We start from the raw sequence: 15637 nt of genomic DNA, 5'->3' as shown, positions 1-15637 counted from the left end.
TACCGGCTGTGCGCGTGTGCGCTACCTCACGAACACTCCCGCCTGACCGGCCAGGTCCAGGAAGTACTGCGGGGCGAGGCCCAGCACCAGCGTGACCGCGACGCCGACGGCGATCGTCGTCATCGTCAGCGGGGACGGGACGGCGACCGTCGGGCCGTCGGCCTTCGGCTCGCTGAAGAACATCAGCACGATGACCCGGATGTAGAAGAACGCGGCGATCGCCGACGAGATCACACCGACCACGACCAGCCCGACCGCGCCACCGTCCGCCGCCGCCTTGAAGACGGCGAACTTTCCGGAGAACCCGGAGGTGAGCGGAATACCGGCGAAGGCCAGCAGGAATACCGCGAAGACCGCGGCGACCAGTGGCGAGCGCCGGCCGAGCCCCGCCCACTTCGACAGATGCGTCGCCTCGCCGCCCGCGTCGCGCACCAGGGTGACGACGGCGAACGCGCCGACCGTCACGAAGGAGTACGCGCCGAGGTAGAAGAGGACCGACGAGATGCCGTCCGGGGTGGCCGCGATGACACCGGCGAGGATGAAGCCGGCGTGGGCGATCGAGGAGTAGGCGAGCAGCCGCTTGATGTCCGTCTGGGTGATGGCGACGATCGCACCGCCCAGCATCGTGACGATCGCGACGGCCCACAGGACCGGGCGCCAGTCCCAGGCGAGGCCCGGCAGGACCACGTACAGCAGGCGCAGCAGCGCACCGAACGCGGCGACCTTGGTGGCCGCGGCCATGAAGCCGGTGACCGGGGTCGGGGCACCCTGGTAGACGTCCGGGGTCCACATGTGGAACGGGACGGCGCCGACCTTGAACAGCAGACCGGTCAGGATCATCGCGCCGCCGATCAGGAGCAGCGCGTCGTTGCCCATGGTGTCGGCGAGTGCCGGGTCGATCTGGGTGACGGAGCCGTCGACCACGTTCGCGATGGTGGCGTACGAGACGGAGCCCGCGTACCCGTACAGCAGGGCGATCCCGAAGAGCAGGAACGCCGACGAGAAGGCACCGAGCAGGAAGTACTTCACCGCGGCCTCCTGCGACATCAGCCGCTTGCGGCGGGCGACGGCGCACAGGAGGTAGAGCGGGAGGGAGAAGACCTCCAGGGCCACGAAGAGCGTCAGCAGGTCGTTGGCCGCCGGGAAGACCAGCATGCCGGCCACCGAGAAGAGGACCAGCGGGAAGACCTCGGTGGTGGTGAACCCGGCCTTGACCGCGGCCTTCTCGCTGTCGCTGCCGGGGACCGACGCGGCCTGGGCGGCGAACGAGTCGACGCGGTTGCCGTGCGCGGCGGGGTCGAGCCGGCGCTCGGCGAAGGTGAAGACGGCGACCAGCGAGGTCAGCAGGATGGTGCCCTGCAGGAACAGCGTCGGACCGTCGATCGCGAGGGCGCCCATCGCGGCGATGTGCGCCTTCGTCGTGCCGTATCCCCCGGCCGCCAGGCCGACGACCGCGGCGAACGCCGCGGCGAGGGCGACGACCGTCAGGAAGACCTGCGTGTAGTAGCGGGACCGGCGCGGCACGAAGGCCTCGACGAGCACGCCCACCACGGCGACACCGATCACGATGAGGACCGGGGTCAGCTGGGCGTACTCGATGACCGGTGCCTTGAACTTCTCGGCCGGGGCCGCCGATGTCACCCCGCCCGCCATTGTCCACAGGCTGTGGACAGCTGTTGCGCTCACTTGGCGGCCTCCACCTCAGGCTGGGGGTCCTTCTTCTGGACGTCCGACATGGTGTGCTGCACCGCCGGATTGACGATCTCCGTCAGCGGCTTCGGGTAGACACCCAGGAAGAGCAGCAGCGCGATCAGCGGCAGCACCACCACCAGCTCCCGGACCTTGAGGTCCGCCATGCCCTGGACCTCGGCCTTCACGGGGCCCGTCATCGTCCGCTGATAGAGGACGAGGACGTACAGCGCGGCGAGCACGATGCCGGTCGTGGCGATGACGCCCGCCGCCGGATACGCGCTGAACGCGCCGACCAGGACCAGGAATTCGCTGACGAACGGGGCGAGTCCGGGCAGCGACAGGGTGGCCAGACCGCCGATCAGGAAGGTGCCGGCCAGAATGGGCGCCACCTTCTGCACCCCGCCGTAGTCGGCGATGAGCCGCGACCCGCGCCGGGTGATCAGGAAGCCCGCCACCAGCATCAGCGCGGCGGTCGAGATCCCGTGGTTGACCATGTAGAGCGTGGCGCCCGACTGGCCCTGGCTCGTCATCGCGAAGATGCCGAGGATGATGAAGCCGAAGTGCGAGATCGACGCGTAGGCGATCAGCCGCTTGATGTCGCGCTGGCCGACGGCGAGCAGCGCCCCGTACACGATGCTGATCAGCGCCAGGACGATGATCACCGGCGTCGCCCACTTGCTGGCCTCCGGGAAGAGCTGGAGGCAGAAGCGGAGCATCGCGAACGTGCCGACCTTGTCGACGACCGCGGTGATCAGGACGGCGACCGGGCTGGTCGCCTCGCCCATGGCGTTGGGCAGCCAGGTGTGCAGCGGCCACAGCGGGGCCTTCACCGCGAAGGCGAAGAAGAACCCGAGGAAGAGCCAGCGCTCCGTCCCGGTCGCCATGGAGAACGAGCCGTTCGCCCGGGCCTCGGCGATCTCGGAGAGCGAGAACGTCCCCGCGACCACGTACAGCCCGATCACGGCGGCCAGCATGATGAGCCCGCCGACCAGGTTGTAGAGGAGGAACTTCACCGCGGCGTACGAGCGTTGCGCCGCCGCGCTCTCGTCGCTGCCTGCGTGGGCCCGGTCCCCGAAGCCGCCGATGAGGAAGTACATCGGGATGAGCATGGCTTCGAAGAGGATGTAGAAGAGGAAGACGTCGGTGGCCTCGAAGGAGAGGATCACCATCGCTTCGACCATCAGGATCAGGGCGAAGAAGCCCTGAGTGGGGCGCCAGCGCGAGGACTTGGTCTCCAGGGGGTCGGCGTCGTGCCAGCCGGCCAGGATGACGAAGGGGATCAGCAGCGCGGTGAGCGCCATGAGCGCCACCCCGATGCCGTCCACGCCCAGTTCGTACCGGACGCCGAAGTCCTTGATCCAGGCGTGCGATTCGGTGAGCTGGTAGCGGGCGCCGCCGGGCTCGAAGCGGGCGAGCGCGATGCCCGCCAGGACGAGCGTGGCCAGCGAGAAGAGCAGCGCCAGCCATTTGGCCGCGGTGCGTCGCGCGGCGGGGACGGCGGCGGTGGCGACCGCGCCGATCGCCGGGAGCGCCGCCGTCGCTGTCAGGAGAGGAAAGGACATGTGATCAGACCGCCCTCATCAGCAGGGTCGCGGCGATGACAATCGCTGTACCGCCGAACATCGAGACCGCGTAGGAGCGGGCGTAGCCGTTCTGCAGCTTGCGCAGCCGGCCGGAGAGCCCGCCCATCGACGCGGCCGTGCCGTTGACGACGCCGTCGACCAGGGTGTGGTCGACGTACACCAGGGAGCGGGTGAGGTGCTCGCCGCCGCGGACCAGGACCACGTGGTTGAAGTCGTCCTGGAGGAGATCGCGGCGGGCGGCCCGGGTGAGCAGCGAGCCGCGCGGGGCGACGACCGGCACGGGCTTGCGCCCGTACATCGCCCAGGCGATCGCGACACCGATGACGAGCACGACCATGGTGGCGGCCGTGACGGTCGTGGCGCTGACCGGGGCGTGTCCGTGGCTGTGTCCGGTGACGGGCTCCAGCCAGTTCAGGAAGCGGTCGCCGATGGAGAAGAGGCCACCGGCGAAGACGGAACCGAACGCCAGGATGATCATGGGGATGGTCATCGACTTCGGGGACTCGTGCGGATGCGGCTCGTGCCCCTCGGCGTCCGGCTGCCAGCGCTTCTCGCCGAAGAACGTCAGCAGCATCACGCGCGTCATGTAGAACGCGGTGATCGCGGCGCCCAGCAGGGCCACCGAGCCGAGGATCCAGCCCTCGGTGCCGCCCTTGGCGAAGGCCGCCTCGATGATCTTGTCCTTGGAGAAGAAGCCGGACAGACCGGGGAAGCCGATGATCGCGAGATAGCCGAGGCCGAAGGTGACGAAGGTGACCGGCATGTACGTGCGCAGGCCGCCGAACTTCCGCATGTCGACCTCGTCGTTCATGCCGTGCATGACCGAACCGGCGCCGAGGAAGAGCCCGGCCTTGAAGAAGCCGTGCGTCACCAGGTGCATGATCGCGAAGACATAGCCGATCGGACCGAGCCCGGCGGCCAGGATCATGTACCCGATCTGCGACATCGTCGACCCGGCGAGGGCCTTCTTGATGTCGTCCTTCGCGCAACCGACGATCGCACCGAAGAGCAGCGTGACCGCGCCGACGACCACGACGGCCAGCTGCGCGTCCGGCGCCAAGTTGAAGATCGCGCCGGAGCGGACGATGAGGTAGACGCCCGCCGTCACCATGGTCGCGGCGTGGATGAGGGCGGAGACCGGGGTCGGGCCCTCCATCGCGTCACCGAGCCAGGACTGCAGCGGCACCTGGGCCGACTTGCCGCAGGCCGCGAGCAGCAGCAGCAGGCCGATCGCCGTCAGCTTGCCCTCGCTCGCCTGGCCGGTCGCCCCCAGGACGGGACCGAAGGCGAACGTGCCGAACGTGGTGAACATCAGCATGATCGCGATCGACAGGCCCATGTCGCCGACCCGGTTGACCAGGAATGCCTTCTTCGCGGCCGTGGCCGCGCTGGGCTTGTGCTGCCAGAAGCCGATGAGCAGGTACGACGCCAGACCGACGCCCTCCCACCCGACGTACAGCAGCAGGTAGTTGTCCGCGATGACCAGGATCAGCATCGCCGCGAGGAAGAGGTTCAGATAGCCGAAGAAGCGGCGACGGCGCTCGTCGTGCTCCATGTAGCCGATCGAGTAGATGTGGATCAGGGTGCCCACACCGGTGATCAGCAGCACGAACGTCATCGACAACTGGTCGAGCTGGAAGGCCACATCGGCCTGGAAGCCCTCGACCGGAATCCAGCTGAACAGCTTCTGGTGCAGCGCCCGGTCCTGTGCGCCCTTCCCCAGCATGTCGAGGAAGAGCACGACACCGATGACGAACGACACGGCGGCGAGCAGGGTGCCGAGCCAGTGTCCGGACCGGTCCAGTCGTCGGCCGCCGCAGAGCAGGACCGCGGCTCCGAGCAGAGGCGCCGCGACGAGCAGCGCAATCAGGTTCTCCACGATTCAACGTCCCCTTACAGCTTCATCAGGCTGGCGTCGTCGACCGAGGCCGAGTGGCGGGAACGGAACACCGACACGATGATCGCGAGTCCGACCACGACCTCGGCGGCGGCGACGACCATCGTGAAGAAGGCGATGATCTGCCCGTCGAGATTGCCGTGCATCCGGGAGAAGGTCACGAACGCAAGGTTGCAGGCGTTGAGCATCAGCTCCACGCACATGAACACCACGATCGCGTTCCGCCGGATCAGCACCCCGGCCGCACCGATGGTGAACAACAGAGCGGCGAGATAGAGGTAGTTGACCGGGTTCACTTGCCGACCTCCTCATCTTCGTTGTCACGGCCGAGGCGCTCCTCGGAGCGCTGCTCCAGCGCCTTGAGCTGGTCCAGCGACTCGTGCGACACATCGCGGACCTGGCCCCGGTTGCGCAGCGTCTGCATGACGGTGAGCTCGGACGGTGTGCCGTCGGGGAGCAGACCCGGGATGTCCACGGCGTTGTGCCGGGCGTAGACACCGGGGGCGGGCAGCGGCGGCAGCTGCTTGCTGCGTACGCGCGCCTCGGACATTTCCCGCTGGGTCCTGGCCCGTTCGGTGCGCTCCCGGTGGGTGAGCACCATCGCGCCGACCGTCGCCGTGATCAGCAGGGCGCCGGTGATCTCGAAGGCGAAGACGTACTTGGTGAAGATGAGGCTGGCCAGCCCCTCGATGTTCCCGCCGTGCTCGGCGTTGGCGGTGCCGAGCCCGTTGAAGCTGTTCAGCGAGGCGTTGCCGATGCCCGCGATGAGCAGGACGCCGAAGCCGATCCCACAGCCCGCGGCCAGCCAGCGCTGGCCCTTGAGGGTCTCCTTCAGGGAGTCGGCCGCCGTGACGCCGACGAGCATGACCACGAAGAGGAACAGCATCATGATCGCGCCGGTGTAGACGACGATCTGGACGACGCCCAGGAAATAGGCACCGTTGGCCAGATAGAACACCGCCAGGACGATCATGGTCCCGGCGAGGCTCAGCGCGCTGTGCACGGCTTTTTTCATCAGTACGGTGGACAGCGCGCCGAGCACGGCGACGATGCCCAGTACCCAGAACTGGACGGCCTCACCGGTCGAGGTCTGGGAGGCCGCCGCGGCCAGGCCGGTCATGCGTCCACCTCCCGCGCGGAGCCGCTGTTCCGGTCGGTGCCGTCCGCCGGCTTCTCGCCCTTGGAGATTGCGACCTGACGCTCCGTACCGGGCGCGGCCTCGGTGACGAGACCCCGGTAGTAGTCCTGCTCGTCCATCCCCGGATAGATCGCGTGCGGGGTGTCGACCATGCCCTCCTCCAGGCCCGCGAGCAGCTCGTCCTTGGTGTAGATGAGGCTCTCGCGGGTGGTGTTGGCGAGCTCGAACTCATTGGTCATCGTCAGTGCCCGGGTCGGGCACGCCTCGATGCACAGACCGCAGAGAATGCAGCGCGCGTAGTTGATCTGGTAGACGCGGCCGTAACGCTCACCCGGGGAGTAGCGCTCCTCGTCGGTGTTGTCCGCGCCCTCCACGTAGATCGCGTCCGCCGGACAGGCCCAGGCGCACAGCTCGCAGCCGACGCACTTCTCCAGACCGTCCGGGTGGCGGTTGAGCTGATGCCGGCCGTGGAAGCGCGGCGCCGTCACCTTCTGCGTTTCCGGATACTGCTCGGTCAGCCGCTTCTTGAACATGGCCTTGAAGGTCACGCCGAAGCCGGCGACAGGGTTCTGGAACTTCTCGCCCGAGGGCTCTGATGACTCAGACACCGTCAGCCTCCTTTCCGTCACTCGAATTTCCGTCACTCTGAGTATCCGACCCACCACTGACAATGAGCTCTCGCTCGCCCCGCGGCCTGCGACGCGGCACCGGCGGCAAGGTCTGTCCGGGCAGCGGCGGCACCGGGAATCCGCCCGCCATCGGGTCGAACCCCGGCTCCGGTCCGGCCTCCGCCTGAGCGGCCCGGCCCTTCTTGTCGCGGAAGATGTCGGCGACGAAGGAGATCAGCAGGATCGCGATCACGGCCCCGGCCACGTACAGCACGATCTTCGAGAAGTCGTACCCCTCGTTGCGCAGCGCCCGCACCGTCGCGACCAGCATCAGCCAGACCACGGAGACCGGGATCAGGACCTTCCAGCCGAGCTTCATCAGCTGGTCGTAACGGACCCGGGGCAGCGTGCCGCGCAGCCAGATGAAGAAGAACAGCAGCAGCTGGACCTTGACGACGAACCAGAGCATCGGCCACCAGCCGTGGTTCGCGCCCTCCCAGAAGGTGCTGATCGGCCACGGGGCCCGCCAGCCGCCCAGGAACAGGGTCGTGGAGACCGCGGAGACGGTGACCATGTTGACGTACTCGGCGAGCATGAACATCGCGAACTTGATCGACGAGTACTCGGTGTTGAAACCGCCGACCAGGTCGCCCTCGGACTCCGGCATGTCGAACGGGGCCCGGTTGGTCTCGCCGACCATCGTGACGATGTAGATGATGAAGGAGACCGGCAGCAGCAGGATGAACCAGCGGTCCTGCTGAGCCTCCACGATCTTCGAGGTCGACATCGACCCGGAGTAGAGGAAGACCGAGGCGAACGCGGCGCCCATCGCGATCTCGTAACTGATCATCTGGGCGCAGGAGCGCAGGCCGCCGAGGAGCGGGTACGTCGATCCGGACGACCAGCCCGCCAGCACGATGCCGTAGATCCCGACCGAGGCGACCGCGAGGACGTAGAGCATCGCGATCGGCAGGTCGGTGAGCTGCATCGCCGTACGGTGCCCGAAGATCGAGACCTCGTCGGACGGGCCGAACGGGATCACCGCGATCGCCATGAACGCCGGGATGGCGGCGACGATCGGCGCGAGCACGTACACGACCTTGTCGGCGCGCTTGACGACGACGTCTTCCTTCAGCATCAGCTTGATGCCGTCGGCGAGCGACTGGAGCATGCCCCAGGGGCCGTGCCGGTTGGGGCCGATGCGCAGCTGCATCCAGGCGACGACCTTGCGCTCCCACACGATGGCGAAGAGCACGGTCACCATCAGGAACGCGAAGCAGAACACCGCCTTGATGACGACGAGCCACCACGGGTCGGTGCCGAACATCGACAGATCCTCGGCGGCGAGTACGGCACCGCGCGGAGCCGTGGCCAATTGAGCGAAGGCAGTCACGCCCCCACCTCCGGAGTGACGTCGGGAGTGCCCGGTGCGGCGGGGCCGATCCGGACCAGGCCGCCGGGCCGGACGCCGGTGTCGGCCGGGACGCCCCGTCCGACGGAGTTCAGCGGCACCCAGACCACCCGGTCCGGCATGTCGGTGACCTTCAACGGGAGTTCGACGCTGCCCGCCGGGCCGGTGACGGCCAGCAGATCGCCGTCCTTCACGCCCGTCTCGGCCGCGGTGGCGGCGGAGAGCCGGGCGACCGAGGCGTGCCGGGTGCCGGCCAGCGCGTCGTCGCCCTCCTGGAGCCGGCCCAGGTCGAGCAGCATCCGGTGGCCCGCGAGGACCGCCTCGCCGTCGCCGGGCCGGGGCAGCGGCCGGGCCGGCTCGTTCGGGTCGGTGGCGTGCGCACCGGCCCAGCCGCCGAGCCGGTCCAGCTCGCGGCGTACGGACTTCAGATCCGGCAACGCCAGATGGGCGTCCAGCGCGTCGGCCAGCATGTGCAGCACCCGCGCGTCGGCCGGCGCGAGCGACCGCGTCATCTGCTCGGGCTTCAGCGCGGCCTCGAACATCCGCGCCCTGCCCTCCCAGTTGAGGAAGGTGCCGGCCTTCTCGGCGACCGCGGCGACCGGGAAGACCACATCGGCCCGCTCGGTCACCTCACTGGGCCTCAGCTCCAGCGAGACCAGGAAGCCGACCCGGTCCAGGGCCTCCAGGGCCCGGGCCGGGTCCGGCAGGTCCACCGGCTCGACCCCGGCGACGAGCAGCGCGCCCAGTTCGCCGGTGGTCGCCGCCTCCACGATCTGACCGGTGTCACGGCCGAAGCGGGACGGGAGTTCGGCGACGCCCCAGACGGCCGCCACCTCGTCCCTGGCCCGCGGGTCGGTCGCCGGACGGCCGCCGGGCAGCAGCGACGGAAGCGCGCCCGCCTCCACCGCACCGCGCTCGCCGGCCCGTCGAGGCATCCACACCAGCGCGGCCCCGGTCGCGGTGGCGGCCCGCACCGCGGCGGTCGGCCCGCCCGGTACGCCGGCCAGCCGCTCACCGACCACGATCACGGCCCCCTCACCGCGCAGCGCCTCGGCCGCCGCGGCTCCGTCGCCGTCGAGCCCGACGCCGCCCGCGATCGCGTCCAGCCACTCGGTCTCCGTACCGGGGGCGGCGGGAAGCAGCGTGCCGCCCGCCTTCTCCAGTCCGCGCGTGGCGTGCGAGGCGACGGCGAACGTGCGCTGTCCGTGCTTGCGGTTCGCCTTGCGCAGCCGCAGGAAGACGCCGGGCGCCTCCTCCTCCGACTCGAACCCGACCAGCAGCACCGTCGGGGCCTTCTCCAGCGAGGTGTACGTGACACCCGAGCCGTCCAGGTCCCGGCCGCGCCCGGCCACGCGTGCGGCCAGGAAGTCGGCCTCCTCGCTGCTGTGCACCCGGGCCCGGAAGTCGACGTCGTTGGTGTCCAGCGCGACCCGGGCGAACTTGCTGTACGCGTACGCGTCCTCGACGGTCAGCCGACCGCCCGTGAGGACACCCGCCCGGCCGCGTGCGGCGAGCAGACCGGCGGCCGCGGCGGCCAGGGCCTCCGGCCAGCTCGCCGGTTCCAGGACACCGTCCGCGTTGCGCACGAGCGGAGTGGTGAGCCGGCCCGGCTGCTGCGCGTAGCGGAAGCCGAAGCGGCCCTTGTCGCAGACCCACTCCTCGTTGACCTCGGGGTCGTTGGCGGCGAGCCGTCGCATGACCTTGCCGCGCCGGTGGTCGGTACGGGTGGCGCAGCCGCCCGCGCAGTGCTCACACACCGACGGCGACGACACCAGGTCGAAGGGCCGGGCGCGGAACCGGTACGCCGCCGAGGTCAGCGCCCCGACCGGGCAGATCTGGATGGTGTTCCCGGAGAAGTACGACTCGAACGGGTCGCCCTCGCCGGTGCCGACCTGCTGGAGCGCGCCGCGTTCCAGCAGCTCGATCATCGGGTCACCGGCCACCTGGTTGGAGAACCGGGTGCAGCGCGCGCAGAGCACACACCGCTCACGGTCCAGGAGCACCTGGGTGGAGAGCGGGACGGGCTTCTCGAACGTGCGCTTCTTGCCGTCGAAGCGGGAGTCGGCGCCGCCGTGCGACATCGCCTGGTTCTGCAGCGGGCACTCGCCGCCCTTGTCGCAGACCGGGCAGTCCAGCGGGTGGTTGATGAGCAGCAGCTCCATCACACCCTTCTGCGCCTTCTCGGCGACCGGCGAGCTGAGCTGCGAGCGCACCACCATGCCGTCGGTGCAGGTGATGGTGCAGGACGCCATCGGCTTGCGCTGGCCCTCGACCTCGACGATGCACTGCCGGCAGGCGCCGACCGGGTCGAGGAGCGGGTGGTCGCAGAAGCGCGGGATCTCGATGCCGAGGAGTTCGGCGGCGCGGATGACCAGGGTGCCCTTGGGCACGCTGATCTCGATGCCGTCGATCGTCAGCGTGACGAGGTCCTCGGGCGGGACGGCCGCCTCGCCGCCCCCGGAGGGCGCACTCGTGGTGACTGTCATGCGTTCACCCCCTGGTGAGCGTTCTTGTCGTCGGCCCAGGCGGTCGACCTGGCGGGATCGAAGGGGCAGCCCCTGCCCGTGATGTGCTGTTCGTACTCCTCGCGGAAGTACTTGAGCGAGGAGAAGATCGGCGAGGCGGCGCCGTCGCCGAGGGCGCAGAAGGACTTGCCGTTGATGTTGTCGGCGATGTCGTTCAGCTTGTCGAGGTCGGCCATCTGTCCCTTGCCGGCCTCGATGTCGCGGAGCAACTGGACCAGCCAGTAAGTGCCTTCGCGGCACGGTGTGCACTTGCCGCAGGACTCATGGGCGTAGAACTCGGTCCAGCGGGTGACGGCCCGCACGACGCAGGTCGTCTCGTCGAAGCACTGGAGCGCCTTGGTGCCGAGCATGGATCCGGCGGCGCCGACGCCTTCGTAGTCGAGCGGTACGTCGAGGTGCTCGTCGGTGAACATCGGGGTCGAGGAGCCGCCCGGGGTCCAGAACTTCAGCCGGTGGCCGGGGCGCATGCCACCGCTCATGTCGAGCAGCTGGCGCAGTGTGATGCCGAGCGGGGCCTCGTACTGGCCGGGGCTCGCGACATGCCCGCTGAGCGAATACAGCGTGAAGCCGGGGGACTTCTCGCTGCCCATCGACTTGAACCACTCCTTGCCGCGGTTCAGGATCGCGGGAACCGAGGCGATGGACTCGACGTTGTTCACCACAGTGGGGCAGGCGTACAGACCGGCGACCGCGGGGAAGGGGGGTCGCAACCGGGGCTGACCGCGTCGCCCTTCGAGCGAGTCGAGCAGTGCGGTCTCCTCACCACAGATGTACGCGCCCGCGCCCGCGTGCACGGTGAGTTCCAGGTCGAGCCCCGAGCCCAGGATGTTCGTCCCGAGGAAGCCCGCCTCGTACGCCTCGCGCACGGCCTCGTGCAACCGCCGCAGTACGGGGACGACTTCACCGCGCAGATAGATGAAGGCGTGCGAGGAGCGGATCGCGTAGCAGGCGATCACGATGCCTTCGATGAGGGAGTGCGGGTTGGCGAAGAGGAGCGGGATGTCCTTGCAGGTCCCGGGCTCCGACTCGTCGGCGTTGACGACGAGGTAGTGCGGCTTTCCGTCGCCCTGCGGGATGAACTGCCACTTCATCCCGGTAGGGAAGCCCGCGCCGCCACGACCGCGCAGACCGGAGTCCTTGACGTACGCGATGAGGTCGTCGGGCGACATGGCGAGGGCCTTGCGCAGCCCCTCGTATCCGTCGTGGCGCCGGTAGGTCTCCAGGGTCCAGGATTCCGGCTCGTCCCAGAAGGCGGAGAGGACGGGGGCGAGCAGCTTCTCGGGGCTGTCCCCGCTGCCGTTCCCGTTGTCGTTGATTTCGGTTGCCAACGTCATCACTCTCCCTCCTCAGCGGTCGGGCCGGCCGCGTGGTCCGGGTCCTGCGGGGCATCTGCAGGTCCGGACTCGCGCGTGCTCCCGGCGCGGGGGGCGACGACGCGCGGATGCGGTTCCTCGCCCCTGGCGAGGCGGAGGCCGATCAGTGAGGCGGGGCCCGCGCCGCCGGACGCCTCGACGGCGCCGGGGCGCTCGTCGGGGAAGCCGGCCAGGATCCGGGACGTCTCCTTGTAGGAGCACAGGGGGGCGCCGCGGGTGGGTTCGACGGTGCGTCCGGCGATGAGGTCGTCGACCAGGCGCGTCGCGCTCTCGGGCGTCTGGTTGTCGAAGAACTCCCAGTTGATCATCACCACGGGGGCGAAGTCGCAGGCCGCGTTGCACTCGATGTGTTCGAGGGTGACCTTGCCGTCCTCAGTTGTCTCGTCGTTGCCGACGTCGAGGTGCTCCTTGAGCCGGTCGAAGATGGCGTCGCCGCCCATCACCGCGCACAGGGTGTTGGTGCAGACACCGACCTGGTATTCGCCACTCGGCCTGCGCCGGTACATCGTGTAGAAGGTGGCGACGGCGGTGACCTCGGCGGTGGTGAGGCCGAGCAGCTCGGCACAGAACGCCATGCCCGTACGGGAGACGTAGCCCTCCTCGGACTGCACCAGGTGCAGCAGCGGCAGCAGGGCGGAGCGGCTGCCGGGGTAGCGGGCGATCACCTCCTTCGCGTCCGCTTCGAGCCTGGCGCGCACCTCGGCCGGGTAGGCGGGGGCGGGGAGCTGCGGCATCCCCAGACTGACTTCCTGACGTGCTTCGGTCACCGGTCGACGCCTCCCATCACGGGGTCGATGGACGCGACGGCGACGATGACGTCGGCGACCTGGCCGCCCTCGCACATCGCCGCCATGGCCTGCAGATTGGTGAAGGACGGGTCGCGGAAGTGGACCCGGTAGGGGCGGGTGCCGCCGTCCGAGACGACATGGACGCCGAGCTCGCCCTTGGGCGACTCGACAGCGGTGTACGTCTGTCCGGCCGGGACGCGGAAGCCCTCGGTCACCAGCTTGAAGTGGTGGATCAGGGCCTCCATGGAGGTGCCCATGATCTTCTTGATGTGGTCGAGCGAGTTGCCGAGCCCGTCCGGGCCGAGTGCGAGCTGCGCCGGCCAGGCGATCTTCTTGTCGGCGACCATCACCGGTCCGGGGGCGAGCCGGTCGATGCACTGCTCGATGATCCGCAGCGACTGGCGCATCTCCTCCAGCCGGACGAGGAAGCGGCCGTAGGCGTCGCAGCTGTCGGCGGTGGGGACGTCGAACTCGTAGTTCTCGTACCCGCAGTACGGGTCCGTCTTGCGCAGGTCGTGCGGGAGTCCGGCGGAGCGCAGGATCGGGCCGGTGGCGCCGAGTGCCATGCAGCCGGTCAGATCGAGATAGCCGACGTCCTGCATGCGGGCCTTGAAGATCGGGTTGCCGGTGGCGAGCTTGTCGTACTCCGGCAGGTTCTTCTTCATGGTCTTCAGGAACTCGCGGAGCTGGTCGATCGCGCCGGGCGGCAGGTCCTGGGCGAGTCCGCCGGGCCGGATGAACGCGTGGTTCATCCGCAGGCCGGTGATCAGCTCGAAGAGGTCGAGAACGAGTTCACGATCACGGAAGCCGTAGATCATGATCGTGGTGGCGCCGAGCTCCATGCCGCCGGTGGCGATGCACACCAGGTGCGAGGAGATCCGGTTGAGCTCCATGAGGAGTACGCGCAGGACGGTGGCCCGGTCGGGGATCTGGTCCTCGATGCCGAGCAGCTTCTCGACGCCGAGGCAGTACGCCGCCTCGTTGAAGAACGGCGTCAGGTAGTCCATGCGCGTCACGAAGGTGGTGCCCTGGGTCCAGTTCCGGAATTCGAGGTTCTTCTCGATGCCGGTGTGCAGGTAGCCGATGCCGCAGCGGGCCTCGGTGACGGTCTCGCCGTCGATCTCCAGGATCAGCCGCAGCACCCCGTGCGTGGACGGGTGCTGGGGGCCCATGTTGACGATGATGCGCTCGTCGTCGGTCTTGACCGCCGACTCGACGACCTCGTCCCAGTCGCCGCCGGTGACTGTATATACAGTCCCCTCGGTCGTGGCCCTGGCATCCGAAAGGGGCGTCCCGGAGGGACCCGATGAGGGGTGGTGGCCGGGTGACGGGTGGGCTTGGGGAGTAGTCATCAGGAGTACGACCTCCGCTGGTCCGGAGCCGGGATCTGGGCGCCCTTGTACTCGACGGCGATGCCGCCGAGTGGATAGTCCTTGCGCTGCGGGAAGCCCTGCCAGTCGTCCGGCATCATGATCCGGGTGAGGGCGGGGTGCCCGTCGAAGACGAGCCCGAAGAAGTCGTAGGCCTCGCGCTCGTGCCAGTCGTTGGTCGGGTAGACCTCGACGAGCGAGGGGATGTGCGGATCGCTGTCCGGGGCCGACACCTCCAGGCGGATCAGCCGGCCGTGCGTGATCGAGCGCAGGTGGTAGACGGCGTGCAGCTCGCGGCCCTTGTCGCCGAGGAAGTGGACGCCGCTCACCCCGGTGCAGAGCTCGAAGCGCAGCGCCGGGTCGTCGCGCAGGGTGCGGGCGACCCGGACGAGGTGCTCGCGGGCGATGTGGAAGGTGAGCTCGCCGCGGTCGACGACGGTCTTCTCGATGGCGTTCCCGGGAAGCAGGTCCTGTTCCTCCAGGGCCCCTTCGAGTTCGTCCGCGACTTCGTCGAACCAGCCGCCGTACGGACGGGACGTGGCGCCCGGCAGGGTCACCGTGCGGACGAGGCCGCCGTAACCGGAGGTGTCGCCGCCGTTGTTGGCGCCGAACATGCCCTTGCGTACGCCGATGACCTCGCCGGTCTCGTCGCGCGGCGCGGGCACGCCGTTGTTGTTCTGCTCGGGGTTCTCGCTCATCGCAGCAGCCCCTTCATCTCGATCAGGGGCAGTGCCTTGAGCGCCGCGTCCTCCGCCTCGCGGGCGGCCTCCTCCGCGTTGACCCCGAGCTTGGAGCTCTGGATCTTCTGGTGGAGCTTGAGAATCGCGTCCATCAGCATCTCGGGCCGCGGCGGGCAGCCCGGCAAATAAATATCAACCGGGACAATGTGATCAACACCCTGAACAATGGCGTAATTATTGAACATTCCGCCCGATGATGCGCAAACCCCCATGGAGATCACCCACTTGGGGTTGGGCATCTGGTCGTAGACCTGCCGCAGGACGGGCGCCATCTTCTGGCTGACCCGCCCCGCCACGATCATCAGGTCCGCCTGGCGCGGCGAACCGCGGAAGACCTCCATGCCGAAACGGGCCAGGTCGTAGCGCCCGGCCCCGGTCGTCATCATTTCGATGGCGCAGCAGGCGAGGCCGAAGGTGGCCGGGAAGACGGAGGACTTCCGTACCCAGCCGGCGGCCTGCTCGACAGTGGTCAGCACGAAGCCGCTGGGCAGCTTCTCTTCGAGTCCCATGGT

At 68.9% G+C, this 15637-nt stretch carries 13 protein-coding genes; all 13 read right to left on the bottom strand.

Features of this window, described 5'->3' with window-relative positions; translation table 11 throughout:
• Nucleotides 1-21: 21 nt before the first annotated feature.
• From nuoN to OG936_RS20435, 13 genes are read right to left on the bottom strand one after another with little or no spacing between them, the layout of a single operon-like run.
• Nucleotides 22-1686 (bottom strand): NADH-quinone oxidoreductase subunit NuoN, encoded by a 1665-nt coding sequence (gene nuoN / locus OG936_RS20495; protein ID WP_406496507.1) that lies wholly within the window; start codon nucleotides 1684-1686, stop codon nucleotides 22-24.
• Nucleotides 1683-3254, bottom strand: coding sequence for an NADH-quinone oxidoreductase subunit M (locus OG936_RS20490; RefSeq protein WP_406496505.1), 1572 nt, complete (start codon nucleotides 3252-3254; stop codon nucleotides 1683-1685). Before OG936_RS20490 ends, nuoN begins: the two co-directional genes overlap by 4 nt.
• Before the next feature lie 4 nt (nucleotides 3255-3258).
• Nucleotides 3259-5154, bottom strand: a complete 1896-nt coding sequence (gene nuoL / locus OG936_RS20485) for an NADH-quinone oxidoreductase subunit L (RefSeq protein ID WP_406496503.1) — start codon at nucleotides 5152-5154, stop codon at nucleotides 3259-3261.
• Between the two features lie 14 nt (nucleotides 5155-5168).
• Nucleotides 5169-5468 carry an NADH-quinone oxidoreductase subunit NuoK gene (nuoK, locus tag OG936_RS20480; RefSeq protein ID WP_093543641.1) on the bottom strand — a complete coding sequence of 100 codons (300 nt, stop codon included), beginning with the start codon at nucleotides 5466-5468 and terminating at the stop codon, nucleotides 5169-5171.
• Entirely contained in the window at nucleotides 5465-6292 is an 828-nt protein-coding gene (locus OG936_RS20475; RefSeq protein ID WP_406496501.1) for an NADH-quinone oxidoreductase subunit J, read from the bottom strand. The genes nuoK and OG936_RS20475 overlap by 4 nt, the downstream gene beginning before the upstream one ends.
• Nucleotides 6289-6918, bottom strand: a complete 630-nt coding sequence (nuoI, locus tag OG936_RS20470; protein ID WP_383758743.1) for an NADH-quinone oxidoreductase subunit NuoI — start codon at nucleotides 6916-6918, stop codon at nucleotides 6289-6291. The genes OG936_RS20475 and nuoI overlap by 4 nt, the downstream gene beginning before the upstream one ends.
• The gene (gene nuoH, locus OG936_RS20465; RefSeq protein WP_406496499.1) at nucleotides 6911-8311 is read right to left on the bottom strand and encodes an NADH-quinone oxidoreductase subunit NuoH; all 1401 of its coding nucleotides are present in this window, start codon (nucleotides 8309-8311) and stop codon (nucleotides 6911-6913) included. Before nuoH ends, nuoI begins: the two co-directional genes overlap by 8 nt.
• Nucleotides 8308-10815: an NADH-quinone oxidoreductase subunit G gene (locus OG936_RS20460; RefSeq protein ID WP_406496498.1), complete on the bottom strand. Its 2508-nt coding sequence runs from the start codon at nucleotides 10813-10815 to the stop codon at nucleotides 8308-8310. Before OG936_RS20460 ends, nuoH begins: the two co-directional genes overlap by 4 nt.
• Nucleotides 10812-12188, bottom strand: a complete 1377-nt coding sequence (nuoF, locus tag OG936_RS20455; RefSeq protein WP_383758740.1) for an NADH-quinone oxidoreductase subunit NuoF — start codon at nucleotides 12186-12188, stop codon at nucleotides 10812-10814. Before nuoF ends, OG936_RS20460 begins: the two co-directional genes overlap by 4 nt.
• Entirely contained in the window at nucleotides 12188-12961 is a 774-nt protein-coding gene (gene nuoE / locus OG936_RS20450) for an NADH-quinone oxidoreductase subunit NuoE (protein ID WP_406500523.1), read from the bottom strand. Before nuoE ends, nuoF begins: the two co-directional genes overlap by 1 nt.
• 29 nt (nucleotides 12962-12990) lie before the next feature.
• Nucleotides 12991-14367: an NADH-quinone oxidoreductase subunit D gene (locus OG936_RS20445; RefSeq protein WP_406496496.1), complete on the bottom strand. Its 1377-nt coding sequence runs from the start codon at nucleotides 14365-14367 to the stop codon at nucleotides 12991-12993.
• Entirely contained in the window at nucleotides 14367-15083 is a 717-nt protein-coding gene (locus OG936_RS20440; protein ID WP_383758738.1) for an NADH-quinone oxidoreductase subunit C, read from the bottom strand. The genes OG936_RS20445 and OG936_RS20440 overlap by 1 nt, the downstream gene beginning before the upstream one ends.
• Nucleotides 15080-15634 (bottom strand): NADH-quinone oxidoreductase subunit B family protein, encoded by a 555-nt coding sequence (locus OG936_RS20435; RefSeq protein ID WP_030975705.1) that lies wholly within the window; start codon nucleotides 15632-15634, stop codon nucleotides 15080-15082. Before OG936_RS20435 ends, OG936_RS20440 begins: the two co-directional genes overlap by 4 nt.
• Nucleotides 15635-15637: the final 3 nt, after the last annotated feature.

The organism is Streptomyces sp. NBC_00846 (assembly GCF_045207325.1).
In the GTDB taxonomy this organism is placed as follows: Bacteria; Actinomycetota; Actinomycetes; order Streptomycetales; family Streptomycetaceae; genus Streptomyces.
Note: the sequence above shows the minus strand (reverse complement) of the source record. Positions and strands in the feature narration are given on the sequence as shown.